General features: G+C 75.2%; 25 protein-coding genes and 1 pseudogene. 13 read left to right on the forward strand and 13 right to left on the reverse strand.

Translation table 11 applies throughout. The features are described 5' to 3' along the window. Positions 1-44: 44 nt before the first annotated feature. The 3 genes from LY71_RS20845 (at position 45) to LY71_RS20855 (ending at position 3719) form a co-directional block, all read left to right on the forward strand. Positions 45-1691: a carbamoyltransferase family protein gene (locus tag LY71_RS20845; protein WP_106281372.1), complete on the forward strand. Its 1647-nt coding sequence runs from the start codon at positions 45-47 to the stop codon at positions 1689-1691. Between the two features lie 236 nt (positions 1692-1927). Then, entirely contained in the window at positions 1928-2371 is a 444-nt protein-coding gene (locus tag LY71_RS20850) for a DUF4383 domain-containing protein (protein ID WP_106281374.1), read from the forward strand. A 136-nt stretch (positions 2372-2507) separates the two neighbouring features. Beyond that, positions 2508-3719, forward strand: a complete 1212-nt coding sequence (locus LY71_RS20855) for an acyl-CoA dehydrogenase family protein (RefSeq protein WP_106281376.1) — start codon at positions 2508-2510, stop codon at positions 3717-3719. A 69-nt stretch (positions 3720-3788) separates the two neighbouring features. Here LY71_RS20855 and LY71_RS20860 read toward each other — a convergent pair whose 3' ends face one another. Then, complete coding sequence (locus tag LY71_RS20860; RefSeq protein WP_106281378.1) at positions 3789-3989, reverse strand: hypothetical protein; 201 nt, start codon at positions 3987-3989, stop codon at positions 3789-3791. Between the two features lie 223 nt (positions 3990-4212). On the opposite strand from LY71_RS20860, the gene LY71_RS20865 reads away from it, so the two are divergent. Further along, on the forward strand, positions 4213-5424 hold the full coding sequence (locus LY71_RS20865) for a fibronectin type III domain-containing protein (protein ID WP_146146197.1): 1212 nt from the start codon (positions 4213-4215) through the stop codon (positions 5422-5424). 49 nt (positions 5425-5473) lie between these two features. On the opposite strand, the gene LY71_RS20870 is transcribed toward LY71_RS20865, so the two are convergent. Beyond that, positions 5474-5668 (reverse strand): hypothetical protein, encoded by a 195-nt coding sequence (locus LY71_RS20870; protein WP_106281382.1) that lies wholly within the window; start codon positions 5666-5668, stop codon positions 5474-5476. A 114-nt stretch (positions 5669-5782) separates the two neighbouring features. On the opposite strand from LY71_RS20870, the gene LY71_RS20875 reads away from it, so the two are divergent. Then, entirely contained in the window at positions 5783-6079 is a 297-nt protein-coding gene (locus LY71_RS20875; RefSeq protein WP_106281384.1) for an ArsR/SmtB family transcription factor, read from the forward strand. Continuing rightward, on the forward strand, positions 6064-6447 hold the full coding sequence (locus LY71_RS20880) for a VOC family protein (RefSeq protein ID WP_106281388.1): 384 nt from the start codon (positions 6064-6066) through the stop codon (positions 6445-6447). Before LY71_RS20875 ends, LY71_RS20880 begins: the two co-directional genes overlap by 16 nt. A 10-nt stretch (positions 6448-6457) precedes the next feature. On the opposite strand, the gene LY71_RS20885 is transcribed toward LY71_RS20880, so the two are convergent. Further along, positions 6458-8044 carry an LCP family protein gene (locus tag LY71_RS20885; RefSeq protein ID WP_106281390.1) on the reverse strand — a complete coding sequence of 529 codons (1587 nt, stop codon included), beginning with the start codon at positions 8042-8044 and terminating at the stop codon, positions 6458-6460. A gap of 188 nt (positions 8045-8232) precedes the next feature. Here LY71_RS20885 and LY71_RS20890 point away from each other — a divergent pair, with 188 nt between their 5' ends. The 3 genes and pseudogenes from LY71_RS20890 to LY71_RS20900 all read left to right on the forward strand — a co-directional run bounded on the left by LY71_RS20890 (position 8233) and on the right by LY71_RS20900 (position 10380). Then, on the forward strand, positions 8233-9042 hold the full coding sequence (locus LY71_RS20890; protein WP_106281392.1) for an exodeoxyribonuclease III: 810 nt from the start codon (positions 8233-8235) through the stop codon (positions 9040-9042). Positions 9043-9068: 26 nt separating this feature from the next. Next, positions 9069-9278: pseudogene (locus LY71_RS24580) on the forward strand (STAS domain-containing protein); the annotation flags it as partial. A gap of 121 nt (positions 9279-9399) precedes the next feature. Beyond that, positions 9400-10380: a helix-turn-helix domain-containing protein gene (locus LY71_RS20900; RefSeq protein ID WP_245888174.1), complete on the forward strand. Its 981-nt coding sequence runs from the start codon at positions 9400-9402 to the stop codon at positions 10378-10380. A 1012-nt stretch (positions 10381-11392) separates the two neighbouring features. Here LY71_RS20900 and LY71_RS20910 read toward each other — a convergent pair. Both LY71_RS20910 and arsM read right to left on the reverse strand, forming a co-directional pair. Beyond that, positions 11393-11800, reverse strand: a complete 408-nt coding sequence (locus LY71_RS20910) for an arsenate reductase ArsC (protein WP_106281398.1) — start codon at positions 11798-11800, stop codon at positions 11393-11395. A 29-nt stretch (positions 11801-11829) separates the two neighbouring features. After that, the gene (gene arsM, locus LY71_RS20915) at positions 11830-12600 is read right to left on the reverse strand and encodes an arsenite methyltransferase (protein WP_106281400.1); all 771 of its coding nucleotides are present in this window, start codon (positions 12598-12600) and stop codon (positions 11830-11832) included. Positions 12601-12704: 104 nt separating this feature from the next. Here arsM and LY71_RS20920 point away from each other — a divergent pair, with 104 nt between their 5' ends. After that, entirely contained in the window at positions 12705-13052 is a 348-nt protein-coding gene (locus LY71_RS20920; protein WP_245888157.1) for an ArsR/SmtB family transcription factor, read from the forward strand. A gap of 39 nt (positions 13053-13091) precedes the next feature. On the opposite strand, the gene LY71_RS20925 is transcribed toward LY71_RS20920, so the two are convergent. The 5 genes from LY71_RS20925 to LY71_RS24760 all read right to left on the reverse strand — a co-directional run bounded on the left by LY71_RS20925 (position 13092) and on the right by LY71_RS24760 (position 17375). Further along, the gene (locus tag LY71_RS20925; protein ID WP_106281404.1) at positions 13092-14027 is read right to left on the reverse strand and encodes an ABC transporter permease; all 936 of its coding nucleotides are present in this window, start codon (positions 14025-14027) and stop codon (positions 13092-13094) included. Continuing rightward, positions 14024-15220, reverse strand: a complete 1197-nt coding sequence (locus tag LY71_RS20930; RefSeq protein WP_245888159.1) for a quaternary amine ABC transporter ATP-binding protein — start codon at positions 15218-15220, stop codon at positions 14024-14026. Before LY71_RS20930 ends, LY71_RS20925 begins: the two co-directional genes overlap by 4 nt. Before the next feature lie 14 nt (positions 15221-15234). Then, positions 15235-16167: a glycine betaine ABC transporter substrate-binding protein gene (locus tag LY71_RS20935; RefSeq protein ID WP_245888161.1), complete on the reverse strand. Its 933-nt coding sequence runs from the start codon at positions 16165-16167 to the stop codon at positions 15235-15237. 178 nt (positions 16168-16345) lie between these two features. Continuing rightward, positions 16346-17239, reverse strand: a complete 894-nt coding sequence (locus tag LY71_RS20940; protein ID WP_106281410.1) for a TauD/TfdA dioxygenase family protein — start codon at positions 17237-17239, stop codon at positions 16346-16348. Positions 17240-17285: 46 nt separating this feature from the next. Continuing rightward, positions 17286-17375: a putative leader peptide gene (locus tag LY71_RS24760; protein ID WP_425433037.1), complete on the reverse strand. Its 90-nt coding sequence runs from the start codon at positions 17373-17375 to the stop codon at positions 17286-17288. 280 nt (positions 17376-17655) lie between these two features. Here LY71_RS24760 and LY71_RS20945 point away from each other — a divergent pair, with 280 nt between their 5' ends. After that, complete coding sequence (locus LY71_RS20945; protein WP_106281412.1) at positions 17656-20166, forward strand: EAL domain-containing protein; 2511 nt, start codon at positions 17656-17658, stop codon at positions 20164-20166. Positions 20167-20176: 10 nt separating this feature from the next. Here the strand turns inward: LY71_RS20945 and LY71_RS20950 are convergent, their stop codons facing one another. Next, the gene (locus tag LY71_RS20950) at positions 20177-21178 is read right to left on the reverse strand and encodes an NAD-dependent epimerase/dehydratase family protein (protein ID WP_106281414.1); all 1002 of its coding nucleotides are present in this window, start codon (positions 21176-21178) and stop codon (positions 20177-20179) included. A 62-nt stretch (positions 21179-21240) separates the two neighbouring features. Further along, a complete protein-coding gene (locus LY71_RS20955) occupies positions 21241-22107 on the reverse strand; it encodes a TSUP family transporter (RefSeq protein ID WP_106281416.1) in 867 nt (288 codons plus the stop codon). On the opposite strand from LY71_RS20955, the gene LY71_RS20960 reads away from it, so the two are divergent. Beyond that, positions 22058-23209, forward strand: coding sequence for an SPL family radical SAM protein (locus LY71_RS20960; protein WP_170121428.1), 1152 nt, complete (start codon positions 22058-22060; stop codon positions 23207-23209). The two genes, LY71_RS20955 and LY71_RS20960, sit on opposite strands and share 50 nt — an antisense overlap. A gap of 84 nt (positions 23210-23293) precedes the next feature. On the opposite strand, the gene fdhA is transcribed toward LY71_RS20960, so the two are convergent. Next, complete coding sequence (gene fdhA / locus LY71_RS20965) at positions 23294-24511, reverse strand: formaldehyde dehydrogenase, glutathione-independent (protein ID WP_106281420.1); 1218 nt, start codon at positions 24509-24511, stop codon at positions 23294-23296. A gap of 205 nt (positions 24512-24716) precedes the next feature. On the opposite strand from fdhA, the gene yaaA reads away from it, so the two are divergent. Next, positions 24717-25463: a peroxide stress protein YaaA gene (yaaA, locus tag LY71_RS20970; protein ID WP_106281422.1), complete on the forward strand. Its 747-nt coding sequence runs from the start codon at positions 24717-24719 to the stop codon at positions 25461-25463. The last annotated feature ends 124 nt before the right edge of the window (positions 25464-25587 follow it).

Raw genomic sequence — 25587 nt, forward strand, 5'->3', positions numbered from 1 at the left:
AAGCAGATGCCCGGGCACGGCGCCCGGCTGGGAGGAGTGCACGGGTGAAGGTCCTGGGGATCAACGCCATCTACCACGACCCGGCGGCGGCGCTCGTCGTCGACGGGCGGGTCGTGGCCGCGGCCGAGGAGGAGCGGTTCAGCCGGCGCAAGCACGGCAAGCGCCCGCTGCCCTGGAGCGCGTGGGAGCTGCCCGAGCTGTCGGCGGCGTGGTGCCTGGCCGAGGCCGGCATCCGCCCCGAGGAGCTCGACGCGGTCGCGTACTCCTTCGACCCGGCGCTGATGGTCACCCCCGAGGAGACCGGGCTCTTCGACGACGGCGACGTCATGCGCAAGAGGTACGCGCAGATGGCGCCGGACTTCCTCGCCCACGCGCTGCCGGGCCTGGACCCGGCGAAGGTGCACTTCGTCAAGCACCACGTCGCCCACGCCGCCTCCGCCGGCAAGGCCGCGCCGCAGCGCGACAACGCGGTGCTCGTGCTCGACGGCCGCGGCGAGGCGCACAGCCACCTCGCCGGGCGCTACGTGGACGGGCAGCTGGAGATCCTCGCCGGGCAGGCCCTCCCCCACTCGCTGGGCCTGATGTACGAGGAGCTCACCGACCACCTCGGGTTCCTGCGCAGCTCCGACGAGTTCAAGGTCATGGCGATGGCCTCCTACGGCAAGCCGCGCTTCCTCGGCGAGCTGTCCGAGCTCGTCCGGGCCACCGGCGACGGGGGCTTCGTGACCGAGAAGATCGACTTCGCCGAGTTCGCCCCCCGCCTCGGCAAGGACGAGCGGTGGACCGAGGACCACGCCGACCTCGCCGCCAGCGTGCAGACGCGGCTGGAGGAGGTGCTGGTCGAGCTGGCCCGCTGGGTGCACGAGCAGACCGGCGAGAAGACCCTCACGATGGCCGGCGGCACCGCGCTCAACTGCGTGGCCAACACCCGCATCCTCGCCGAGGGCCCGTTCGAGCACGTCTGGGTCCAGCCGGCCGCCGGGGACGCCGGCACCGCGCTCGGCGCGGCCCTGCACGTGGCCGCCGAGCTCGGCGAGCGCACCGAGCCCATGCCCGGCGCGGCGCTCGGGCGCGGCTGGAGCGACGACGAGATCGAGCGCCGGCTGCAGACCGCGGCGATCGACTACGAGCGGCCCGACGACGTGGCCGAGGCCGTGGCCGAGGTGCTCGCCGACAACGGCATCGTGGCCTGGTTCCAGGGCCGCAGCGAGTACGGCCCGCGGGCGCTGGGCCACCGGTCGCTGCTGGCCCACCCCGGCTTCGAGGCCAACCTGGAGCGGATGAACGACGTCAAGGGCCGCGAGCAGTTCCGCCCGGTGGCGCCGATGGTGCTGCTGGAGCGGGCGCCGGAGCTCTTCAGCCGGGGGCCGATCCCCTCGCCGTACATGCTCTTCGTGCACGACGTCGCCGAGGAGTGGCGCGACCGCATCCCCACCGTCACCCACGTCGACGGCACCGCGCGGATCCAGACGATCGACGCCGGCACGGAGCCGCTCGTGCACCGGATGATCTCCGCCTTCGAGCGGCGCACCGGGCTGCCGGTCGTGGTGAACACCAGCCTCAACACCGCCGGCCGGCCGATGGTCGACGACCCCCGCGACGCCCTCGAGTGCTTCGGCTCCGCGCCGGTCGACCTGCTGGCCATCGGCCCGTTCGTCGTCCGCCGGCCCCGGCCGACACCGCGTCCCTGAGCCCCCGGCCCGGGCACGCCGCGCGCGTGCCCGGCCGGCGGGGTCCCCCCGAGGGGTGAGGACCGAACCGGGACGGCGGTGCGGCGCGAAGACCCCGTGCACCACCGCCCCGCGGATCACGGTCCGGACACGACCCTCGTCCGAATGGATGAGTTCCGGTTCTCCACGACCCGCCGGGGTAACCGGAGCAACGACGCGCGCCACTCGGTCGCGCACCACCCACTCGGAGGACCCAGATGGCTGCACCCGCAGGCAACACCGGCGCCCGCCCGGCCAAGGCCTGGCCCCAGACCCTCGCGCTCGCGTTCGGGGTCGTCTACCTGCTCGTCGGGATCGTCGGCTTCTTCGTCACCGGCTTCGACAACTTCGCCGACAACGCCCAGGACGAGATGCTGCTGATCTTCATGATCAACCCGCTGCACAACATCGTGCACATCGTCATCGGCCTGGCCGGCATCGCCCTGTCGCGCACGCTGGCCGGTGCCCGCACCTACGGCTGGCTGCTCGCCGTCGGCTACGCCGCCGCCTTCGTCTACGGCCTGATCGCCATCGGTCAGAGCTGGGACTTCCTCAACGTCAACGCCGCCGACAACGTGCTGCACATCGCCACGGCGATCGTCGGCCTGGTCATCGCGCTGGGCCCCGTCAACGACCGGGTCGCGCGCCCGTCGCGCGCCTAGGGACGACCCTCGCCAGGTCACCAGGAGCCGGGCACCCGGGACGGGTTCCCGGCTCCTCGTGTGCGGGCCGCGACGGGAGCGGAACGGGGACGACCCCGGCGCGACGGCGGGGGCGCAGCGGTCTACCTTCCGGACCATGGACTTCGCCCTCTCCGCCCGAGCCGAGGACGTCTGCGGCCGGATGTGGGACTTCATGCGTGAGCAGGTCTTCCCCGCCGAGCCGGTCTACGACGCCTGGCGCACCGAACGCGGTCACGACGACCACGGACACCCCCCGGTCCTGGAGGACCTCAAGAAGGAGGCCCGCGCGCGGGGCCTCTGGAACCTGTTCCACCACGAGCTCGGCGGCCTGAGCAACCTCGAGTACGCCTCGGTCGCCGAGATCATGGGCTGGTCGCCGGTCATCGCCCCCGAGGCCACCAACTGCGGTGCGCCCGACACGGGCAACATGGAGACGCTCATGCTGTTCGGCACGCCCGAGCAGAAGCAGCGCTGGCTCGACCCGCTCCTCGAGGGCGAGATCCGCTCCGGCTTCGCGATGACCGAGCCCGACGTGGCCTCCTCCGACGCCCGCAACATCCAGACCTCGATCGTGCGCGACGGTGACGAGTACGTGATCAACGGCCGCAAGTGGTGGACCTCGGGTGCCGCCGACGAGCGGTGCCAGGTCTTCATCGTCATGGGCAAGACCGACCCGGAGGGCGCGCCGCACCGGCAGCAGTCGATGGTGCTCGTCCCCCGCGACACCCCCGGCCTGGAGATCATCCGGCACCTGCCGGTGTTCGGGTACCAGGACCAGCACGGCCACTCCGAGCTGCGCTTCACCGACGTCCGCGTCCCGGTGTCGAACATCCTGGCCGGCGAGGGCGACGGCTTCATGATCGCCCAGGCCCGGCTCGGCCCCGGCCGCATCCACCACTGCATGCGCGCCATCGGCATGGCCGAGCGTGCGCTCATGCTCATGGTGGAGCGGTCCAAGCAGAGGGTCGCCTTCGGCCGGCCGCTGGCCGAGCAGGGCACCGTGCGCGAGGCGATCGCGCTGTCCCGCATGGAGATCGACCAGGCCCGGCTCTACGTGCTCAAGACCGCGGACCTGATCGACAAGTACGGCGCCAAGGGCGCCCGCACCGAGATCTCGGCCATCAAGGTCGCCGCGCCGCGGGTCGCCCTCGACGTCATCGACCGGGCCATCCAGGTGCACGGCGGCGCCGGCGTCAGCAACGACACCGTGCTGGCCCGCTTCTACGCCAGCGCCCGGACGCTGCGGATCGTCGACGGCCCCGACGCCGTGCACGTCCGCGGGGTGGCCAAGGAGGAGCTCGCCCGCGAGCGCCCCTGGATCGGCTGACCGGGCACGACGGACGACGGGGCCGCCACCCACCGCGGGTGGCGGCCCCGTCGCGCGTCCGCGGCGCGGTCAGGGGCTGAGCGTCGTCCCGAAGGAGCCGCCGGCCAGCTTGGCCATCAGCTGGGTGCGGTCGAGGCCGACGGCCGACAGCGCGTCGGCGTCGCGGTCGGTGTCGATCTCGTCGGACAGCCGGCTCTCCACCGCGTCGGCCGTGTCGTTGTCGCCCTCGGTGCGCAGCACCTTCACGAGTTCCTGCTTGTCGAGCTTCACGCGCTTCCTCCGTCCGTCGTGGGCCCACCGTCCCCCGGAGTGTGGTGCGGCCCACCCACCGGGGCAAACGATCGCGCCGGACACGCCGCGCCGACCTGCGCCGACGCCCTCCCCCGACGGCGTCGACCGCGGCGCCGCGGAGGCCCCCACGGCGGCCCTCCCGGTCCTACCGTGGCCCCTCCGGCCACCGGGGCCGGGCCCGACACGTCCGACGGGGGACGCCATGAGCCAGCCGCCCGGAGCCCCGCCCTGGGGCCAGCCACCCGCGACGCCGGGGTGGGGCCAGCAACCCCCGCCGTCGTGGGGACAGCAGCAGGCACCCCCGTCCTGGGGCCAGCAGCCCCCGCCCGCGTGGGGCCGGCACCCCGCCGGGCCGCCGCCGTGGCCGCCGGCGGCACCGACCGCGGTGCCGCCCCCCGCACCCCGCCGGTCGCGCCGCGGGCTGTGGATCGGCCTCGGCGCCGCGCTGCTCGCGCTCGTCGTCGCGGCCGGCGTGGTCGTCTTCCTGCTGACCCGCCCGGTCGACCCGCCCACCGGCGTGACCGCCGAGCTGCAGGACGACGGCGTCGCCGTCCGCTGGGACGCCGTCGAGGGCGCCACGGGCTACGAGGTGCGCCGGGACGACGACGTCCTGGGCACCACGAGCGGGACCAGCTACGTGGACGGCGAGGCCGCCAGCGGCACCGAGTACCGCTACTCGGTCACCGCGCTGGAGGACGGCGACCGCTCCGAGCCGGTGCCGGCCCAGGACCCGGTGGTGACGCCGGTCGCCCCGCCCGCCTCCATCACGCTGACCACCGACGGCCCCGACGTCCTCGTCGAGTGGGATCCCGTCACCGGCGCCGACGCCTACGAGGTCCGCCGGGACGGCACCGTCCTGGCCACCGACCTTCCCGACGCCTCCTACCGCGACGCCGGCGTCCCGCTGGGCGACCACACCTGGCAGGTCACCGCGGTCGACCGGGACGGCGCCGGCAGCACCGCAGACATCCGGAGCGCGTCGTTCTTCACCCAGGGCCCCTGGCAGGAGGCGTACGCGCTGGCCGCGGCCTTCCCCGACCTGCTGCCGGCCGAGCCCGGCGGCCTGGGCTGGTCGGACGGCACCTGCGACCGGGCGCCGGCCGAGGGCGTGCAGGCGTTCGTCGTCTGCACCTACCCCACCGGCGTGTACGTCGAGATCAGCCAGTTCGCCGACCGCGGGCAGTGGCAGGCGCGCCTGGACGCCGCGGCGGCCGGCAGCACCGGCCCGGGCACCTGGGCCTACGGCGACGGGCCGGCCGAGGGCGACCTGCTGGAGAGCCCCGAGGGCGGGCTGGCCTGGAAGTACCTGACCTTCTACGCCGAGGACCGGTCGCTCTACGGCATCTACGTGGCCTGGGAGGGCCACACGCAGGACGAGATCGACGACGCCTGGTTCACCGAGGCGCCCTTCTGACGTCCGCCGCGGCACCCGCGGACGCGCCGGCCGGGCGGCCGGCCGGCGCTCAGCGGGCGCGGGACCGGCGCAGCAGCATCGCGCCCGCGCCGAGCAGCGCGGCGGCCAGCACGAGCTGGCCGGCCCCGACCCCCGCCCGCCCGCTGCCGAACCAGGTCGGCGAGCTGACCAGCAGCACCGCGCCGATGCCCAGCACCAGCAGCGCCACCAGCCGCTCGCGCCGCGCGTCCCGTGGGGTGCCCATGCCGCCTCCGCTCCCGCCGGGACCGGTCCCCGGCTGCCGACGAGCCAACCAGACGGCCGTCCCCGGAAGCCGGTGGCCTCGACAGGCAAGCCGACACTTGCGTATGGTGCCGCCGTGGGCGACGTGTTCCGGGCCCTCGCCGACCCGACCCGGCGTGCTCTGCTCGACGAGCTGCAGGAGCGGGACGGCCAGACGCTGTTCGAGCTGTGCACCCGGCTGACCGTGCGGCACGGGGTGGGCTCGTCGCGGCAGGCCGTCTCGCAGCACCTGGAGGTCCTCGAGCAGGCCGGCCTGGTCCGGACCCGGCGGGAGGGTCGCTACAAGTTCCACCACCTGGACACCTCGCCGCTGCGCGCCATCACCCGGAGATGGCGCACCGACCCCGAGGAGGGCCCGTGCGGATCACCCTGACCAGCGTCCTGGTCGACGACCAGGACAAGGCGCTGCGCTTCTACACCGAGGTGCTGGGCTTCGTGAAGAAGACCGAGGTCCCGCTGGGCGAGCACCGGTGGCTGACGGTCGTCTCCCCCGAGGCGCCCGACGGCGTCGAGCTGGTCCTCGAGCCCGACGGGCACCCCGCCGTCCGGCCGTTCAAGGAGGCGCTGGTCGCCGACGGCATCCCGTTCACGTCCTTCACGGTGGCCGACGTGCCCGCGGAGGTGGCGCGGCTCAAGGCCCTCGGCGTCCGCTTCACCCAGGAGCCGCTCAGCATGGGACCCGTGACCACCGCCGTCCTCGACGACACCTGCGGCAACCTGCTGCAGATCCAGAGCGCCTGACGGGGCCCGCTCAGCCGGCCTTCGAGGGGGGCTCCCCCGCGTCCAGGGCCTCCTGGGCGCGGGCCGGGTCGTAGGCGCAGGCGTCGCCGACGTCGGTCGCGGGCGCGGCCGGCGGCGGCTCGGGCGTCTCCCCTGCGGCGTCGCCCTCCGAGCCGGCCGCCTGGTCCCCCGGGGCGGCGGGCGGCGCGGACGACGCCGGCGCCGCCGGGGCGATCGAGTCCTGCACGATCTGCCGGATGCGGTCGTAGTCGGGGTAGGCCGGGTCGATCACGCTGTCGTCGAACACGACGCTGCGGATCTCCGCGTCCTTGACCAGGAACGCCAGGTCGACGAAGTCGTCGAGCGCGGCCCGCGGGATGTCGGTGCTGACGATGTCCTGCGTCGTCGCGGCGAGCTCCTGGTACTGGTCGAGCAGGGTGATCGGGTCGGCCTCGTCGATGATCGCCGAGATGGTGCAGCGCTGCCGGTCCATCCGGTCGTAGTCGGTCAGCCCGAAGCGCCCGCGGGCGAACTGCAGGGCCGTGTAGCCGTCCATGTGCTGGTCCGGGCCCGGCGCGATGTAGTCGTCCGGCAGCTCCTGCCCGGTGATGCCGTTGATCGGCACGTAGTAGTTGACGTTGACCGTGATCCCGCCGAGGGCGTCGACCAGGCGGCTGAACCCGTCGAGGTTGACCAGCACGAAGTAGTCGAGGTCCAGGCCCAGGGCCTCGCCGACGCCGAGCTTGAGCCAGTCCGCGCCGGGGTCGTCGGTGGGGCCGAGGACGTCGGGGTGCGCCGCCGGGCCGTTGCGGTAGACGGAGTTGAGCAGGCTCTCGCTCTCGCTGCCGGCGTCGAAGCCGTCGGGGTAGAGCTCCGCCAGCGGGCTGTCGGCCGGGAACGGCAGGTCCTCGAGGTTGCGGGGCAGGCTGAACAGCGTCGTCGCGCCGGTGTCGGTGTCGATGCTGGCCACGATCACCGTGTCGGTGCGCACGCCCTCGCGACCCTCGCCGCCGTCGCCGCCGAGCAGCAGCACGTTGACTCGCTCCTTGGTGCCGAACGGGTCGACGGTGTCGTCGACGGTGGCCGACTGGCGGTCGTCGGCGAACAGGCCGTCGAGCAGGCCCTGCTGGGCCACCGCGGCCTCGCCGACGCGGAAGGCGGGGTAGGCGACGCCGGCGACCAGGGCGGCCACCAGCAGCGCGCCGACGGCCAGGCGGGGCCGGCTGCTGCGCCGCGGCAGCAGCGAGCGGTACCCGGTGACGACGACGGCGGCCCACGCCAGCGCCAGCACGACGAGGGCGACCAGCACCCAGGTCAGCCGGGTGGGGTCGACGGCCAGCCGGGCGGCGGTGCGCTGCCCGGACGTGGCCAGCCAGACGCCCCCGGCCAGGAGCAGCAGGAAGACCACCAGGACGGCCGCGCCCAGCCGCCGCCGGCCCGAGGCCAGGAAGGCGGTACCGGGGACGACGGCGTTGACCACCGTCAGACCCAGGACGGCGGCCAGCGACCGCCGCTCGGGACGCTCGCCACGGCGACGGCCCGACCGGTCCCCTCCCGCGGCGGGCACCGGTGGCAGGGCCGGGGCGTCGCCGATCGGGCGGGTGAGGTCGTCGCTCACCGGCGCACCCGTCGGGGGGTGCCGGTCATCGCGTCGTCCGGACGGTGGTCACCCGGTCATCCTCCCACTGGTCCCTGGCAGTCACCGGGGCTGCGTACCCCGCGAAAGCGCAGGTCACCCGGCGGGACGGAACGCCGGTCCCCACCCGCGCCGGACGCCGCGGACTCCGCCCCATAGGGTCGGAGGCCGTGCGCCTCGCGACGTGGAACGTCAACTCCATCCGCACCCGCGCCGACCGGGTGGCCGCCTGGCTGCAGCGTCGCGACGTCGACGTCCTGGCGCTGCAGGAGACCAAGTGCCGCGACGACCAGTTCCCGGAGGCGCGCTTCCGGGACCTGGGCTACGAGGTGGCGCACGTGGGCCACTCGCAGTGGAACGGCGTCGCCGTCCTGTCCCGGGTCGGCCTGAGCGACGTCGAGGTCGGCTTCCCGGGGATGCCCACGTGGGCGGCCAAGGAGGGCGCCGACCCGACCGCGGAGGCCCGCGCGCTGGGCGCCACCTGCGGGGGGGTGCGGGTGTGGAGCCTGTACGTGCCCAACGGCCGGGCGCTGGGCGACCCGCACTACGACTACAAGCTCGAGTGGCTGGCCGCGCTGCGCACCGCGGCCGGCGGCTGGCTGGCCGCCGACGCCGCCGCGCAGGTGGCGCTGGTCGGCGACTGGAACATCGCCCCGCAGGACGACGACGTCTGGGACATGAGCGTCTTCGCGCACTCCACGCACGTCACCGAGCCCGAGCGCGCGGCGTTCCGGGCCGTCGTCGAGACCGGGTACGCCGACGTGGTCCGGCCGCTCGCGCCCGGCCCCGGCGTCTACACCTACTGGGACTACACGCAGCTGCGCTTCCCGCGCCGCGAGGGCATGCGGATCGACTTCGTGCTCGGGACGCCGGCGCTGGCCGGCCGGGTCACGAACGCCCTGATCGACCGCGAGGAGCGCAAGGGGAAGGGCGCCAGCGACCACGCCCCCGTGGTGGTCGAGCTGTCCGACCAGCCGTAGGGACCAGGGAGGTCCCCGACCAGGCCACCTGGCTCGTGGACGTCGGGAGGACCACCTCCTGCGACGCCGAGGGCCTGCGTGTCCTGGCCCGGGCCGAGTCCCTCGCCCGCAGGCAGGGCCGGGCGCTCGTCCTGACCGGCGCCCGGCCCTTCCTGGTCCAGCTGCTGGGCCTGGTCGGCCTGCCCCCACTCGTCGACCGGTCCTCGGCAGATCTCGTCCCAGCGCAGTCCCGCTGACGGTGCCGCCGGGCCACCGGCCGGGCGCGCGGGGCTTCGCCCAGCGGGTCACGGCTGCGTAATCTGGGGCGAGGACCGGCCGTCGGCCCGTACCCTCCGCACTCCAGGAGGCCGTGTGTCCATGCCGCAGGCGCAGCCGGGTCTCGTGCAGCGGTCCTCGTTCTCCTCCAGCGACGAGGCGGCGATCACCGAGTTCATCCGCCGGATGTACGCCGAGAACACGTCACGCTTCGCGCCGATCAGGAACGGCGCGCAGTTCTCGGCGCTCACCAGCGACACGCCCGTGGTCGGCGCGGACCGCGTGCGCACGTCCATCGACTACAGCGGCACCTCCGGCGAGGGCTTCTCCGACTACGTCTTCTTCGTCGTGCACGCCGGCAGCGTGGAGGTGGACGGCCGCAGCGCCGAGGCGGTGGCGTCGGGCGGGGACGTCGCCTTCTACCCGCTCGGGGTCCCGATCGACTTCGCCATGCACGGTTTCGACGTGACCACCGTGCGGCTGCCGGCCGAGCGGATGGCGAGGGTCGCCGAGGACACGACGGGGGTGACCGGCCCGGACCTGCGGTTCTCCGGCATCACGCCGGTCTCGCCGTCGATGCGCCGCTACTGGCGGTCCCTGGTCGGCCTGGTCAGCGGGGCTCTGATGGACCCCGTGTCCCCCTTGGACTCACCCCTGCTCGCCGAGGAGATGGCACGCACCGTCGCCACCGCCGCACTGCACGTCTTCCCGAACACGACGCTGAGCCGTCAGCACGTGCCCGGCCCGGGCGCCGTCGCACCGGCAGCGGTCCGCCGCGCCGTCGCCTACATCGAGGCCCATGCCCACCTGCCCGTGCAGCTGGGCGAGATCGCGGCAGCGGCGGGGACCAGTGCCCGCGCCCTGCAGTACGGCTTCCGGCGGCACCTCGACACGACGCCCACCGGGTACCTGCGGCGCGTGCGGCTCGAGGGCGCGCGACGGGACCTGCAACGCGCCGACCCGACGCGCGGCGACACCGTCGCCGCCGTCGCGCGGCGCTGGGGCTTCGCCAAGCCGGACCGCTTCGCTGCCGCCTACCGCACCGCACACGGCGTCTCACCGAGCCACACCCTGCGCACCTGAGCGGCAACGACTGCTCGATCGACGAGGAGCGTGCCCACCGGGTCGGCGGCGCCCCGCCGCGTGTCCTCGGCGACCTCCGATCCCGTCGAGGCCCGCGCCTTCCCGGACCGCGCTCAATCGAGGCCGACTGCGCACGGGACGTCCCCCTCGCCGACATCGCCCGCGCCGTCTCCGTCACCCCGCGGGCGGCGCGGCCGGCGTTCCGGCGGCACCTGGACACCACGCCGCTGGCCCACCTGCGACAGCTCCGGCTCCGTCGGGCCCACGAGCAGCTCGGCGACGCCACGCCCGGTGACGGCACCACCGTCACCGCGGTCTCGGCCCGGTGGCGCTCCACCCCCAGCCCGTCCACCGGGCGGTACCGCGCGGCCCACGGCGCGCTGCCCAGCCAGACACCGCGCGCTCGACGCGAGGTCGGAGGCCAGCCACGTCCGACGGACCTCCAGCTGCCGGTGGAGGGCCTGCGCCCGTGCTCGGAAGACCTCCGCGTTGTGGGCGAGCTCGCGCGCGGTCCGCCGGACCTCGTCCAGGAGAGCGCGGTCCGGGCGGGCGCCGTCGACGACTGACCCGGGACGGCGTCCCGGCTCCGGTCCCACGGCGTGGAACGTGCCGGTCACTGCGTTCTCCGCGATCTCGAGGTCCCGCCGGTCGACGGGCGCCGAGTGCGGGAGGCGATCCGCCTGGGCTCAGCAGGACCGCTCGTCGCAGTGCCGACCGCGCGCGGCACCCGAGACTCAGCCAAGGCGTCGACCTGGCCCACGGCACCTCGACGGACCCCGCCGCTGCGTGTCGTGGGGGTGTCGGTGCGCCCGGCGGGGGCACGTCAGCGCCCGGCGGACTCCAGGGCAGCCGCCCGGGACCACGCACGGATCGCCCGGGCCCGCTCCTCGGCCGCCCGCTCGCGCGCCCGGTCCGCCCGTCCCCGGGGCGGCACCGCCGGGTCGGCGGTCCCCACGGCGTCCGCCGCGGACGCCGCCTTCCCCCGACACGGGCAGGACGGTCCGCCGACCGGCTACCCGGCGGTCGACAGCTCGGCGAGCAGGCCGCGGACCCGGCGCTCGATCTCGTCGCGGATGGGGCGCACCGACTCGACGCCCTTCCCGGCGGGGTCCTCGAGCTCCCAGTCGAGGTAGCGCGTGCCCGGGAAGACCGGGCACACGTCACCGCACCCCATGGTGATCACGACGTCGGAGGCCTCGACGGCGTCGGGGGTGAGCACCCTCGGCCGCTGGCCGGTGATGTCGATGCCGACCTCCGCCATGGCCTCGACGGCCGCGGGGTTGACCCGGTCGGCCGGGAGGGAACCGGCCGAGCGCACCTCGACGGCGTCTCCGGCGAGGGAGCGCAGCCAGCCGGCGGCCATCTGGGAGCGGCCGGCGTTGTGCACGCAGACGAACAGGACGCTGGGCTCGCCGGACACGGGCTGCCTCTCGGGTCGGGACGGTGGGGTCACCGGGGAGGAGCTCCGCCCGGCCCACGGGGCTTGGTCGCCCGGACGATCGCGCCGTGCAGGCCGGGGGCGACCTCGTGGGTGAAGGTGACCGAGGCGTCGGTGAAGCCGGCCGCCGCCAGGCCCTCGAGGTACTCCGCGCGCGACAGGGCACCGGCGATGCAGCCGACGTAGGAGCCGCGCTCGGCGCGCTGGGCCGGGGTCACGTCGTCCTCGGCGACGACGTCGGAGATGCCGATGCGCCCGCCGAGGACCAGCACGCGGGAGGTCTCGGCCAGCACCGCGGGCTTGTCGGTCGACAGGTTCACCACGCAGTTGGAGATGACGACGTCGACGGTCGCGTCGTCCAGGGGCAGGTCCTCGATGGTGCCCTTGCGGAACTCGACGTTGGTCACCCCGGCCCGGGCGGCGTTGGCCCGCGCCAGGTCGAGCATCTCGTCGGTCATGTCCACGCCGTGGACGAAGCCGGTGGGCCCCACGCGGCGGGCCGAGAGCAGCACGTCGATCCCACCGCCGGAGCCGAGGTCGAGCACCCGCTCGCCCTCGCGCAGGTCGGCCACGGCGATCGGGTTGCCGCAGCCGAGGGAGGCCAGCACGGCCTCCTCGGGCAGGTCCTCGGTGGTGGCCGCGTCGTAGCGGCCGGCACCGAAGCGCTCGTCGACCTCGACGGCCTGCGCGGCCGGGCCGCAGCAGGCCGCTCCCGCTCCGCCGGTGACCGCCCGGGCAGCCGCGGCGTAGCGCGCCCGCACCTGCTCGCGCACGTCGGTCATGACCCCTCCTCGGGTATCGATCGTCGTCGATGCCTGACGGTGCCACGACGCGTCGACGGACGTCAACATCGACGGCCGTCGATCTCCGGTGGCACACTCGGGCCGTGACCACGACGCTGCCGGTCGCCACCGGCGCCTGCTGTGCGCCGCTGGTCCGCGCACCGCTCGGCGCCGAGGACGCCACCCGGCTGGCCGGCACACTCAGGGCGATCGCCGACCCCGCCCGGCTGCGCCTGCTGTCGCTGGTGGCCGCCCACGAGGGGGGCGAGGCCTGCGTGTGCGACCTGGTGGAACCGCTGGGCCTGTCCCAGCCGACGGTGTCGCACCACCTCAAGGTCCTCGTCGACGCCGGCCTGCTCACCCGGGAGAAGCGCGGGGTGTGGGCCTACTTCACCCTCGTCCCCGGAGCCCTCGACTCGATCGCGTCAGTCCTGGTCACCACCGGCTCCTGACGCCGGGTGCCCGCCCGGGCGAACCGGCCGGCGGGGCGGTCAGCCGACCGACCGGGCGCCGACCGGTGACGCCGCCCCGACCCGGGTGTCCGCCACCGGCGCGTCCTGCTGCCGGCCGCGGCGCACCCGGGCCTGACGGAGCCGCGACAGCACCGACCGCTGCCCGAAGGCGCCGGTCAGGCGGTCGAGGAAGACGGCGAGCAGGACGACCGCCAGGCCGCCCTCGAAGCCGCTGGCGACGTCGAGCTGCGTCACGGCGCGCACCACCACCGCGCCCAGGCCGGCGGCGCCGAGCAGGCCCGCCGTCACCACCATCGACAGCGCCAGCATGATCACCTGGTTGACGCCGGCCATGATCGCCGGCAGCGCCAGCGGCAGCTGCACCTCGCGCAGCACCTGCCCGGGCCGGGCGCCGAAGGCCTGCGCGGCCTCGACCACCTCGCGGTCGACCTGCCGGATGCCGAGCTCGGTGAGCCGCACGCCGGGCGGGATGGCGAACAGGATCGTGGCCACGACGCCCGGCACGACGCCCACCCCGAAGAAGAACACCGCGGGGATCAGGTAGACGAACACGGGCGTGGTCTGCATGGAGTCCAGGACCGGCCGGACGACGACGCTGACCGCCCGGTGCCGCGCCGCGAGGACGCCCAGCGGGACCGAGATCGCCGCGGCGATCACCGCGGCCACGAGCACCAGCGCGAGGGTCTGCATGGTCTCGACCCACAGCTCCAGCGACACCACCAGCAGGAACGCCAGCAGCGTGTAGAGCGCCAGCCACGGCCCGCGCAGCAGCAGCGCGAGCACGGTGAAGACCACGATCCAGACCACCGGCGGCGGGGAGACCAGCGCGTCGGTCAGCCCGTCGACGAGGACCTGCATGACCGCGGAGATCGCGTCGAACAGCCAGGGCACCGCGTCGAGCAGCCAGTCGATGAGGTCGGAGACCCACTGGCCGAGCGGGACGTGCGGGATCACGAGCGCCTCCCCCGGACCGGGACGGCCGACAGCGCGTCGAGCACCGCGGCCCGCGGGACGACGCCGAGCAGCCGCCCGGCCTCGTCGAGGACGCCGAGCGGCACGGGGTGCTGCCCGACCAGGTGCACGAAGTCGACGACCGGCCGGTCGGCCGCGATGGTCGCGTAGTCGGGGACCAGCTCGCGCGGGCCGATCGCCGTCCTGCCCTCCTGCACCGCGCGTGCGAGCAGGTCGTCGCGGGCGACGCCGGCGACGACCTGGTCGCCGTCGAGTACGTAGACGCCGTTGGCCTCCGCGGCGCCCAGCGCCCGCAGCACGTCCCCGGGCCGGTCCCCGACCCGGGCGGTCAGCCGCGGCTCGCGGAGCAGGTCGCCGGCGGTGAGCACCCGGGTCCGGTCGACGTCGGAGGTGAAGTCGGCGACGTAGTCGTCCGCGGGCGCGGAGATGATCTCCGGGCCGGTGCCCAGCTGTACGGTGCAGCCGTCCTTGAGCATGAGGATCCGGTCACCCAGCCGCATGGCCTCGTTGAGGTCGTGGGTGATGAACACGATCGTCTTGGCCAGCTCCGACTGCAGCCGCTCGAGCAGGTCCTGCATGTCGCGGCGGATCAGCGGGTCGAGCGCGGAGAACGGCTCGTCCATCAGCAGGACCTCCGAGTCGGCGGCCAGCGCGCGGGCCAGGCCCACGCGCTGGCGCATGCCCCCGGAGAGCTCGTCGGGGCGGGCGTCGGCCCGCTCGAGGAGCCCCACGGTCTCCAGCGCCCAGTCCGCCCGCTGCCGCTGCTCGGCCGCGGAGGCGCCGCGGACCTTCAGCGCGTAGGCGGCGTTCTCGCGCACCGTGCGGTGCGGCAGCAGCGCGAAGTGCTGGAACACCATGCTGATCTTCTGGTTGCGCACGGTGCGCAGCGTGGCGTCGTCGAGCGCCCGCAGGTCGCGGCCGTCGACCTCGACGGTGCCGGCGCTCGGCTCGATCAGCCGGTTGAGCAGCCGGACCAGCGTCGACTTGCCGGAGCCCGACAGGCCCATGACGACGAACAGCTCACCACGCTCGACGGCGAAGCTGACGTCGTGGACCGCGAGCGTGGCCCCGGTCCGCCGCAGGATCTCGTCGCGCCCGTGACCCTCGCCGGCCAGCCGCAGCGCCTCCTGCTCCCGCGCTCCGAAGACCTTCGTCAGGCCCGTGACGCGCAGCACCGGCGGCGCCACGGTCAGCCGATCCACTCGTCGATCTGGTCGGCGTGGTCGTCGACCCAGCCGCGGGCGACGGTCGCGACCTCCTCGCCGTCGACGTCGACCCGCTTCTGCATCTCCTCCATCTCCTCGACGGAGATGCGCAGGTCGGTCAGCAGGTCGACGAACCCGGGGGCCTGCTCGGCCAGCTCGTCGCTCGCGGCGATGTTGGCGCTGTAGGAGGGCATCGCGCAGGCGCCGTCGCCCTCGGTGAGGCAGCCCTCGGTGTAGGGCGTGGGCTCCTCGAGCTGGACCATGTCGTACTGCGCGAACACCGCGTGCGGGTGGTAGAGGTACAGCACGATCGGCTCCTCACGGCTGTAGCTGTTCTCCAGCTGCGCCAGCTCGGCCGCCTCGCTGGAGACCACGTGCTCCAGGGTGATGCCGTACCCCTCGAGCCGCTTGGCGTTCTGCTCGGTGGTGATGTAGCCGGGGTCGGCGTCGTAGAACTTGTTGCCCAGCTGGTCGGCGTACTCGTTGAGCTGCGTGACGCTGGTCAGGCCCTCCAGCGGCCCGCCGGGCTCGACCGCGTAGGCCGGCACGAACCAGCCCTGCGCCGCCTCGCCGTAGGTCTCCGACACGATCTCCACCCGGTCGCTCGCCGAGTCGGCCAGCTCCTGCTGGTTGGGCAGGGCGACCTCGGTGAGCAGGTCGATGTCCCCGCGCTGCGCCCCGGCCCAGGCCGCGGCCGGGTCCAGCTGCGTGGTCGCCAGGGAGGCCACGCCCAGGTCGGGGTGGTCGGCGGCGATCTCGCCGAGGATCCCGTTGGTCAGCCCCGCAGCGGTCCAGCTGAACTGCGCCGTCTGCACGGTGATGCCGCCGCCGCCGCCTCCTCCGCTGCCGCCGCCCGACCCGGCCTCCTCGCTGGTGCACCCGGCGAGGGTGGCGGCGAGCAGGGCGGTCAGGGCCACCGCTGAGGCACGGGGCCGGAGAGTGGTGCGCTGCATGGGGCTCTTCTTCCGTGGGGGCGCCGGACCCGGACGGGTGCGACGGGGGTGGGAAGCGTGCCACGAGGCGCAGACCCCGGGTGGGGGGCCTGCGCCTCGTCGCGCGCTGGGGAGGACTGCGGTCGGGCCGGCGGCCCGCAGGTCAGCGGGCCGCCGGCCCGACCGGTGCATCCCCGCGGAGGGTGATGCGGTGCATGACGCGGCGCTGGTCGCCATAGTCCCGGTTGGCGTAGTGCACCGTCGAGCGGTTGTCCCACATCGCGACGTCGCCGACCGACCAGCGGTGCCGGACGACGTGCTCCGGCTTGGTGATGTGGGCGTAGAACAGGTCGAGCAGGTGGCGGCTCTCGGCGTCGGACACGCCCTCGATGTGGGAGACGAAGCCGGGGTTGACGAACAGCCCCTTGCGGCCGGTCTCCGGGTGCACGCGCACGACCGGGTGCGCGACCGGGACCAGGGCGCGGAACTCCTCGCCCTCCCACTTGGTGCGCTCCTCGCGCTGGGCGAGGTAGTAGCCGAACTCCCGGGTGCCGTCGTGCACGGCCACGAGCTGGTCGGCCAGGCGCTGGACCGGCTCGCTGAGCGAGCGGTAGGCCAGCTCCAGGTCGGCCCACTGGGTGTCGCCGCCCGTGGGCGGGAGGACGACGGCCCGCAGCACGGAGCCCAGCGGCGGGCGCCGCACGAAGGTGACGTCGGTGTGCCAGACGTCGGCGAAGCCGCCGGTGGAGCTGTCGAGCGCGTAGATCTCGGGGTGCCCCTCGTCGACACCGGGGACGACCGGGTGCGACTCGGTGACCTCGCCGAGGCGGCGGCCCAGGGCGACCTGGCCGTCGGGGTGCAGGTCGTGCTGGCCGGCGAAGAACAGCACCTTGTACTCGGCGAGGGCGGCCCGGATGGCGCGGACCTGGGCGTCGGTGGCGCGGGCGAGGTCGACGCCGTGGACACGGGCGCCGATGGTCGGCTCGAGGCGCTCGAGGTCGAGGACGGCGCCGTCGACGTCGACGGGGGCGGTCGGGGCGGCAGCGAGCAGGGTCATGCGAGGTCTCCGGGGGTGGGTGCGGGATGAGCGGGTCGGTCGGGGCTCAGGCCCGACAGAGCGCGCTCGCGCACCGCAGCAGGTCGACGTGCCGGCGCTCGACGAGCGCAATCCGCACAAACCCGACCGAATGCATGCGGATTACCGTAGCGGATGTCCCGCCTCCCGGGACCACGGGTCCCCGTGCCGCGGCCGCCGGAGCCGACCACCGCCGCCGACCACCGCCGCCGTCCTCCGCGCCGTCCTCCCTCCGGGTGACCGGGCGACCCGCGGGGGCCGGTCGGCCGCCTCACCTGCCGAGACAGGAGGTGTCGGTCAGGACGGGAGGGGGACGGGTGGCGGTGCGGGCGGTGGGGTCGGGTGCGTCGGTCGCGGACCTGTCGCGGCGCGGTGCGTCTGTGGCACCGTCTGGGGCCATGTCGCCTCCGGCCGGGGACCAGACCCTGGGCGACCTGGCGCGTGCGGTCCGGGTGGTCGGGCCCGACACGTCCGTCGGCACCGTCGAGACGCTCCTGCAGCACCGTCCGGCGGGCACGCCGTGGCTGGTGGTGCAGGGGGCGGAGGGCCCGGTGCTGCTCGGCCGCGGCTGGCTGGAGGCGCTCCGGGCCGGGCCGGACGACGGCGGTCCGCCGCTCGCGTCGCGGCGCGTCGAGGAGGTGGCACCGCGTGGCACCCTCGTCGTCCCGGCCGACTCCACCGTCGGCGAGGCCGCGAGCCTGCTGGCCGAGCGCCGGCGCCACGGGGAGGACGTCCCCGAGGCGATCGTGGTGGTCTGCCCCGACGGGACCGGCGTCGTCCCCGTCGCCACGCTGTTCGAGCAGCTCGCGCACCACTACGCCTACCGGGCCGTGCACGACCCGCTCACCGGCCTGCCCAACCGGTTGTTCCTCGAGGACCAGGTGCAGCCACCCGGCGGATTCCGGCCCGGGACGCTGTTCTTCGTCGACCTCGACCGCTTCAAGGACGTCAACGACCACTTCGGCCACGCCGCCGGCGACGAGGTGCTGACCCAGTTCGCCCGGCGGCTGCGCTCGCTGGCCCGCGCCGGCGACCTGGTCGCCCGGCTCAGCGGCGACGAGTTCGTGCTGGTCACCGCCGACCGGCTCGGCCGGGAGGAGGCCGACGCGCTGGCCCAGCGCATCCTGCTGTCCGCCGACGCACCGGTGGTCGTGCGCGGGGCGGACGGCACCGAGGAGCTGGTCACCATCGGCGCGAGCGTGGGCATCGCGCACGGCCCGGCCGGGGACGGGCCCACGGGTCCGGACGTGCTCGACCGGCTCGTCACCCAGGCCGACACGGCGATGTACCGGGCCAAGACCCTGGGCCGCGGCCGCTGCGCCCACTTCGCGCCCGAGCTGCTCGAGGACCGCGAGCACGGCGAGGCGGTGCGGGCGCGGCACCTGCTCGAGCGCCGGCTGCGCGCGGCGGTGGACCGCGGTGGGCTCAGCGTGCAGTACCAGCCCGTGGTGGCGCTGCCCTCCGGCCAGACCACCGGCGTCGAGGCGCTGGCCCGCTGGCACGACGCGGAGCTGGGCTGGGTCGCACCGGACCGGTTCGTGCCGCTCGCCGAGGACACCGGCCTGATCGTCGACCTCGGCCGCTGGGTGCTGCGGACGGCCTGCCGGGAGGCAGCGGGCTGGCCGGTCCCCGCGTCGGGGTCGGCCCCGACCGTGGCGGTCAACGTGTCCCCGGTGCAGCTGGTGCAGCGCGGGTTCGTCGACGAGGTCGTGGCGGCACTGACCGACTCCGGACTGGCGCCCGACCGGCTGTGCCTGGAGATCACCGAGACCGCGGCCATCACCGACCTGGCCGCCACGGCGGCGCGGCTCGAGGAGCTGCGCGGCCTGGGTGTGCGCCTGGCCCTGGACGACTTCGGCGCCGGCCACTCCGCGCTGTCCCTGCTGCGGCACCTGCCGGTGGACCTGGTGAAGATCGACCGGTCCTTCGTGGAGCGGGTCACCACCGACACCGCCGACGCCGTCCTGGTGCGCCTGGTCGTCGAGGCGGCGCACGGGCTGGGCCGGAAGGTGTGCGCGGAGGGCGTGGAGACGCCGGACCAGGCGCGGCAGCTGGTGGCGCTGGGCTGCGACTCGGCGCAGGGCTGGCTGTTCGGCCGCCCGGCCGACGTCCCCGCCCTCGCCGTCCCGCCCGCCCGGGCCGAGCCGGACTCGGTGTCCGGCCCGGCGCCGCTGCCCCTGGCCGGCAGCGACGAGGTGGTCGTCGTCTCCACCCCTGGCCGCGTCATCACCTACGCGTCGGCCACCGCCGGCCCGGTGCTCGGGTGGCTGCCGCAGGAGCTGCTCGGCGCGTCGGTGCTCACGCTGCTGCACCCGGAGGACGTCGGCCGCGTGGTGGCCGGGCTGCCGGTCGCGCGCGACGGCGGCCCCGCGGGCACCGTGCACCGCGCCCTGCACCGCGACGGCAGCGTGCGCTGGCTGCGCACCTCCGTGCAGCGGCTGACCGACGCCTCGGGCGCCCTGCGCGAGGTCGTCACCGTGTCGCGCGACGTGACGGCGGCGGTGGCGGCCCAGGAGGCGCTGGCCGAGAGCGAGTCGATGTTCCGGCACGCCTTCGACGACGCGCCGATCGGCATGGCCCTCACCGACCTCGACGGCCGCTTCATCCGCGTGAACAAGGCCTACGCCCGCCTGGTCGGGCGGACGCCGGAGGAGCTCGCCGCCATGACCGTCGCCGACGTCACCCACCCCGAGGACCTCGCCCAGGACGACGCGAACCTCGCGCAGGTCCGCACGGGGACAGTCGACGGCCACCTGGTGACCAAGCGCTACCTGCGCGCCGACGGCACCGCCTTCCTGGCCCAGGTCCACGCCGCCGTCGTCGTCGACCGCGCGCAGCGGCCCGCGCACGTGTTCGCCCACGTCGTGGCGCTCCGCGGCGACGTCCCCGGCGTTCCGCCGGAGGGGTGAGCCGGGCCGGTCAGCGGCCCGGCCCGGCCAGCAGCGCGGCGAGCAGCTCGGCCTCCCGGGCGGCGCTCAGCCCGGCTCCCCGCGGCCGGTCGAGCCCCTGGGTGCGCTCCCACGCGAGCACGTCGGCGAGCAGCTCCTCCCGCGGGCGGTGGCGCAGCCCCGCAGCCGCCGCGCGCGCCCCGGAGCGGGCCGACCAGCCGCGGTCCTCGGGCGCCGGCAGCCACAGGGCCAGCGAGTCCGGACCCGCCCAGGGCCCGACGCCCCGCTCGAGCAGCCAGTCGGAGGGCGCGGACACCACCGGACCCGTGTGCCCGGCCACCGCGCGGGAGGCGGTCACCCACCCGTCGAACGGGACGACCGGGCCGACGGCGTCGAACACACCGGTGACGGACCGCTCCGCGCACCCGACCAGCCAGCCGGCGAGGTCGCGGACGTCGACGACCTGGGTGGGCAGGTCGGGGGTGTCGGGCACCAGCAGCGGCCCGTGCGGGTCGCGCGCGGCACGGGCGACCCAGGCGCCGGAGCGGCCGGTGTGGTCACCGGGGCCACCGATCAGGCCGGCGCGGGCCACGAGCAGACGGTCCCCCACCGCGGCGCGGGACAGCTCCTCGCAGGCGACCTTCGCCGGCCCGTACAGCTCCCGGTCCACACGGGGCTCGGCGGTGGACCGGCCCAGGGGGTCGGTCTCGTCGCCGCCGGGGACCGTCCGGGAGGCGTAGACGCTGACCGAGGAGACGTACGCCCAGTGCCGGGCGCGGGCGCCCAGCGCCGCCAGCGCCTCGCGGACGGACGCCGGTTGCCAGGACACCTCCACCACGGCGTCCCACTCCTGGTCGGCGACCGCGTCGTAGGCGCCGGGCCGCTCGCGGTCGGCGAGCACCAGCCGCGCGCCGTCGGCCACCCCGCCGGACTGCCCGCGGGCCAGGCAGGTGACCGCGTGGCCCCGTGCCAGCGCCTGCCGCGACACCTCCCGGCCCAGCCACGCCGTCCCGCCGAGCACCAGCACGTCCACGTGCCCAGCGTGCCGGGCCGCGCCGCCCGCCGCGCGCGTGTCCGCTCCCGGCGCAGCGGCGCTCAGCCGCCCAGCAGGCCGTCGACCACGGTCGCCAGGCCGCCGGCCAGGGCGACCGCCAGCGCGCCGGTGCGGGCGACGGCGGGCGGCACCCGGGGGGACAGCGCCGTCCCGCCGACCACGCCGGCGGCGAGCGCGGCGGCCGCGGCGGCCCACGTCGTCGCCGGCAGCACGGGCAGCCCCCGGACCGCCACCGCCGTGGCGCCGACGGCGGCGAAGCACAGCTGGGCGGTCGCGGCGAAGGCGAGCTGCGGCCACCGGGTGGCCACCGCGTACGCCGTCAGCGCGGGACCGCCGACGCCCGCGGTCGCGGTGAGGAAGCCGGTGGCGGCGCCGGCGACCACGGTCGTCCCGGGACGCGCCGGCCCCGGCGGCCCGCCCGCGACCCAGCGGCCCAGGGCCAGGACCGCCAGCAGCGACAGGACGACGGTGCCGCCGACCAGCACCTGCAGCACGGCGGCCGGGACCACCCGGGCGAGGAGGGCACCCGGGACGACGGCAGCCAGGGCGGGCACCAGCAGCAGCACGCCGCGGCGCAGGTCGACGTGGCGGTACACCTGTCCCAGCACCAGCAGCGCGACCGCGACGCCGAGCGCGTTGGCGACGAGGACGCCGGTGACCGGCCCGGCGAGCAGCACGAGGAAGGGCGCCGCGACGAGGCTGAAGCCCAGGCCGGTGACCCGCTGCGTCACCGCCCCGGCGGCGACGGCGGCCGCGAGGCCCAGGGTGGGCAGCCAGGCGCCGGACACCCCCCGACCCTCGCCGACGGCGGGGTCCCCGGCGACCCGGGACACCCCGGATCCGGCTGCCGAGCTGGGCATGAGCAGCACCCGCCGGGTGTTGCACCAGGCGATGACCGCGCTGCTCACCCCGCCCGCCGCCACCTCCTCCCCCGACGTCCCCGCCCCGTCCCGGCTGTGGACCCCCCAGCGGGTCCTGGTCACCCGCTCGGCGGCCGAGCGCCCGCACGGGCAGCGCGTCCTCGCCCGCCTGGAGGCCGCCGGAGTCGACGCCGTCGAGCTGCTCCGCGGCGACCGACTGCCCTCGCTGACCGGCGACGACGACCGCGCCGCCTTCATGGCCGCCAAGGACACGATGGCCCTCGTCGTGCCGCCGCCGTCCAAGCGGAAGCTGCAGCCCATCCCGCCGTCGGCCGACTTCCGGCTCGACCTGGCCGAGGGCTGCCCCGCGCACTGCCAGTACTGCTACCTCGCCGGCTCGCTGGGCGGTCCGCCGATCACCCGGGTGTGGGCCGACCTCGACGAGGTCCTCGAGGGCCTCGACGACTACGTCGGCCGGGGGACGATCACCTCCGGCACGCTCGAGCGCGGTGGCGAGGGGACGACGTTCGAGGCGTCCTGCTACACCGACCCGCTGGCCATCGAGCACCTGACCGGCGGCCTGGCGCGGATGGTCGAGCACTTCGGCACCCACGACTGGGCCGGCCCCGTGCAGCTGCGGGCCACCACCAAGTTCGACGACGTCGCCGCCCTGCTCGCCCTCCCCCACGGCGGGCGGACGCGGCTGCGCTTCTCGGTCAACGCGACGTCGGTCGACCGCCGCTTCGAGGGCGCGACGGCGAAGGTGCCCGCCCGGCTGCGCGCGCTGTCCGCGGTGGCCGCCGCCGGGTACCCGGTCGGCGTCACCATCGCGCCGATCATGCCGGTGGAGGGCTGGCGCGAGCAGTACGCCGAGCTGCTCGACGGCATCGCCGCCGCCGTCCCGGCCGGGCACGACCTCACCGTCGAGTGCATCACCCACCGGTTCACGCCGGGCAGCAAGGAGACGCTGCTCGACTGGTACCCGCGCACCAGGCTGGAGATGGACGAGTCCCGCCGCACCACCAAGCGGGGCAAGTTCGGCTCGATCAAGCACGTGTACCCGAAGGACACGATGGCCGAGCTGCGCGGCTGGTTCGAGCGCGAGGTCGCCGAGCGGCTGCCCCAGGCCCGTCTCCTGTACTGGACCTGAAGAAGGACCGAGGCATAGGAGGCGATGCGCACGTCCAGCGCGCCGGGACGTGCGGAGAGCCTCCTATGCCTCACGGGTCCTCTCTCAGGCGGGGATCAGGCCGTTCGGGTTCAGCACGTACTTCTTCGCCGCGCCCTGGTCGAACTCCTGGTAGCCGCGCGGGGCGTCCTCCAGCGGGATCACCTCGGCGTTGACCGCCTTCGCGATCTGCACCCGGTCGTGCAGGATCGCCATCATCAGCTGGCGGTGGTAGCGCATGACCGGGCACTGGCCGGTGGTGAACGCGTGCGACTTGGCCCAGCCCAGCCCCAGCCGGATGGACAGCGACCCGGTCTTCGCCGCCTCGTCGGCCGCACCCGGGTCCCCGGTCACGTAGAGGCCGGGGATGCCGAGCGCGCCGCCGGCCCGCGTGATGTCCATCAGCGAGTTGAGCACCGTCGCCGGCGCCTCGCGTTCGGCGTCCTTGCCGTGTCCGCGGGCCTCGAAGCCGACGGCGTCGACGCCGCAGTCCACCTCGGGCTCGCCCAGGATCTCCGCGATCTGGTCCTTCGGGTCGCCCTTCGAGACGTCGACGGTCTCGCACCCGAAGCTGCGCGCCTGGGCGAGCCGGTCGGCGTTGAGGTCGCCCACGATGACGACCGCAGCGCCGAGCAAGTGGGCGGAGGCCGCGGCCGCGAGCCCGACCGGGCCGGCCCCGGCGATGTAGACCGTCGAGCCGGTGCCGACGCCGGCGGTCACGCAGCCGTGGTAGCCGGTCGGGAAGATGTCCGACAGCATCGTCAGGTCGCGGATCTTGGCCAGCGCCTGGTCGCGGTCGGGGAACTTCAGGCAGTTCCAGTCGGCGTACGGGACCATCACGTACTCCGCCTGGCCGCCGGTCCAGCCGCCCATGTCCACGTACCCGTAGGCCGAGCCCGGCCGATCGGGGTTGACGTTCAGGCAGATGCCGGTCTTGCCCTCCTTGCAGTTGCGACAGCGTCCGCAGGCGATGTTGAACGGCACGCTGACGATGTCGCCGACCTGGAGGAACTCGACGTCGGAGCCCTTCTCGACGATCTCGCCGGTGATCTCGTGGCCGAGCACCAGGCGTTCGGGCGCCGTCGTGCGCCCGCGGACCATGTGCTGGTCGCTGCCGCAGATGTTCGTGGCCACCGTCCGCAGGATGACCCCGTGGGGGGTCTTGCGGCCGACGTTGGCCGGGTTGACCCCTGGCCCCTCCTTGAGCTCGAGCCCGGGGTAGTCGAGGTCGGCCACCTCGACCTTGCCCGGACCCATGTACATCACGGCCTTGTTGCCAGCCACCGGCGTCCCCTGACTCTCGTCCGGGAACGGGCCGCCGCCCGCCCCCGTGCCCTGTCCGCGCCGGTCGGCGCGGGTGTCCCCGCCCGCTCGTGGTCCCCTCGACGGGGTGGTCCATGTCACACCACCGGGTGACGTCCGGCAACCTCTGCCGTCGTCCGCCCGCCCCGGACGGCGGAGGGCGACCGGGCACCTCCCCTGGGTCCCCGTGCTCGTGCTGCTGCCACCGTCGGAGACCAAGTCCCCGGACGGGGACGGCGCTCCGCTCGACCTCCGCGCGCTCGGGTCCCCCGAGCTGACGCCGGTCCGCGAGACGCTGGTCGACGCGCTGGTCACCCTGGCCGCCGACCCGCCCGCCGCCCGGGCGGCGCTGGGCCTCTCCCCCGGCCAGGACGCCGAGATCGGCCGCAACGCCGCCCTGCGCGACAGCCCCACCACGCCGGCGGTCCAGCGCTACACCGGCGTCCTCTACGACGCCCTCGACGTGCGCTCGATGACCCGCGCGCAGCGGGCGCGGGCCGACCGGCGGCTGGCCGTCGGCTCGGCGCTGTTCGGCCTGGCCCGGGCGACGGACCCCATCCCCGCCTACCGGCTCTCCGCCGGCGCCCAGCTGCCCGGGCTGCCGACCCTGCGGACGCTGTGGCGGCCGGCGCTCGGCGCCCTGCTCGCCGCCACCGGCGAGCTCGTCGTCGACCTGCGCAGCGGCGAGTACCAGGCGCTGGCCCCGGTACCGGGCGCGGTCACCGTCGACGTCCTCAGCGAGCGGCCCGACGGCTCGCGCACGGTGGTCAGCCACGCCAACAAGGCCCACAAGGGGCGGGTGGCCCGCCTGCTGGCCACCACCACGGCCGAGCCGGACGGCGCGGTGCGGGTGCGGGCGCTGCTGCGCCGCGCCGGGTTGCACGTGGAACACGACGGTGGGACGGCGCTCACCCTGGTCCTCCCGCCGTCCTGAGCAGCCGGTCGTCACCGAGCGTCAGGGCGCGGAGTGTGAGCGGTCAGACCTGTTGGCCGCAACCCGGGTCGCCTACGATGCTCTGCGGCAGCCCGTTCGAACAGCGGCCGGTCCCACTGCCCGC

This window comes from Geodermatophilus tzadiensis, assembly GCF_003002915.1.
Lineage (GTDB): Bacteria > Actinomycetota > Actinomycetes > Mycobacteriales > Geodermatophilaceae > Geodermatophilus > Geodermatophilus tzadiensis.

Coding starts and splice junctions, on each gene's coding strand:
- LY71_RS20945 (WP_106281412.1), top strand. CDS start 17,656: ATGTCGCCTCCGGCCGGGGACCAGACCCTGGGCGACCTGGCGCGTGCG.
- arsM (WP_106281400.1), bottom strand. CDS start 12,600: ATGACCGACGTGCGCGAGCAGGTGCGGGCGCGCTACGCCGCGGCTGCC.
- LY71_RS20940 (WP_106281410.1), bottom strand. CDS start 17,239: ATGACCCTGCTCGCTGCCGCCCCGACCGCCCCCGTCGACGTCGACGGC.
- LY71_RS20850 (WP_106281374.1), top strand. CDS start 1,928: ATGGCTGCACCCGCAGGCAACACCGGCGCCCGCCCGGCCAAGGCCTGG.
- LY71_RS20900 (WP_245888174.1), top strand. CDS start 9,400: ATGCCGCAGGCGCAGCCGGGTCTCGTGCAGCGGTCCTCGTTCTCCTCC.
- LY71_RS20960 (WP_170121428.1), top strand. CDS start 22,058: ATGAGCAGCACCCGCCGGGTGTTGCACCAGGCGATGACCGCGCTGCTC.
- LY71_RS24760 (WP_425433037.1), bottom strand. CDS start 17,375: ATGCATTCGGTCGGGTTTGTGCGGATTGCGCTCGTCGAGCGCCGGCAC.
- LY71_RS20870 (WP_106281382.1), bottom strand. CDS start 5,668: ATGGGCACCCCACGGGACGCGCGGCGCGAGCGGCTGGTGGCGCTGCTG.
- LY71_RS20865 (WP_146146197.1), top strand. CDS start 4,213: ATGAGCCAGCCGCCCGGAGCCCCGCCCTGGGGCCAGCCACCCGCGACG.
- LY71_RS20855 (WP_106281376.1), top strand. CDS start 2,508: ATGGACTTCGCCCTCTCCGCCCGAGCCGAGGACGTCTGCGGCCGGATG.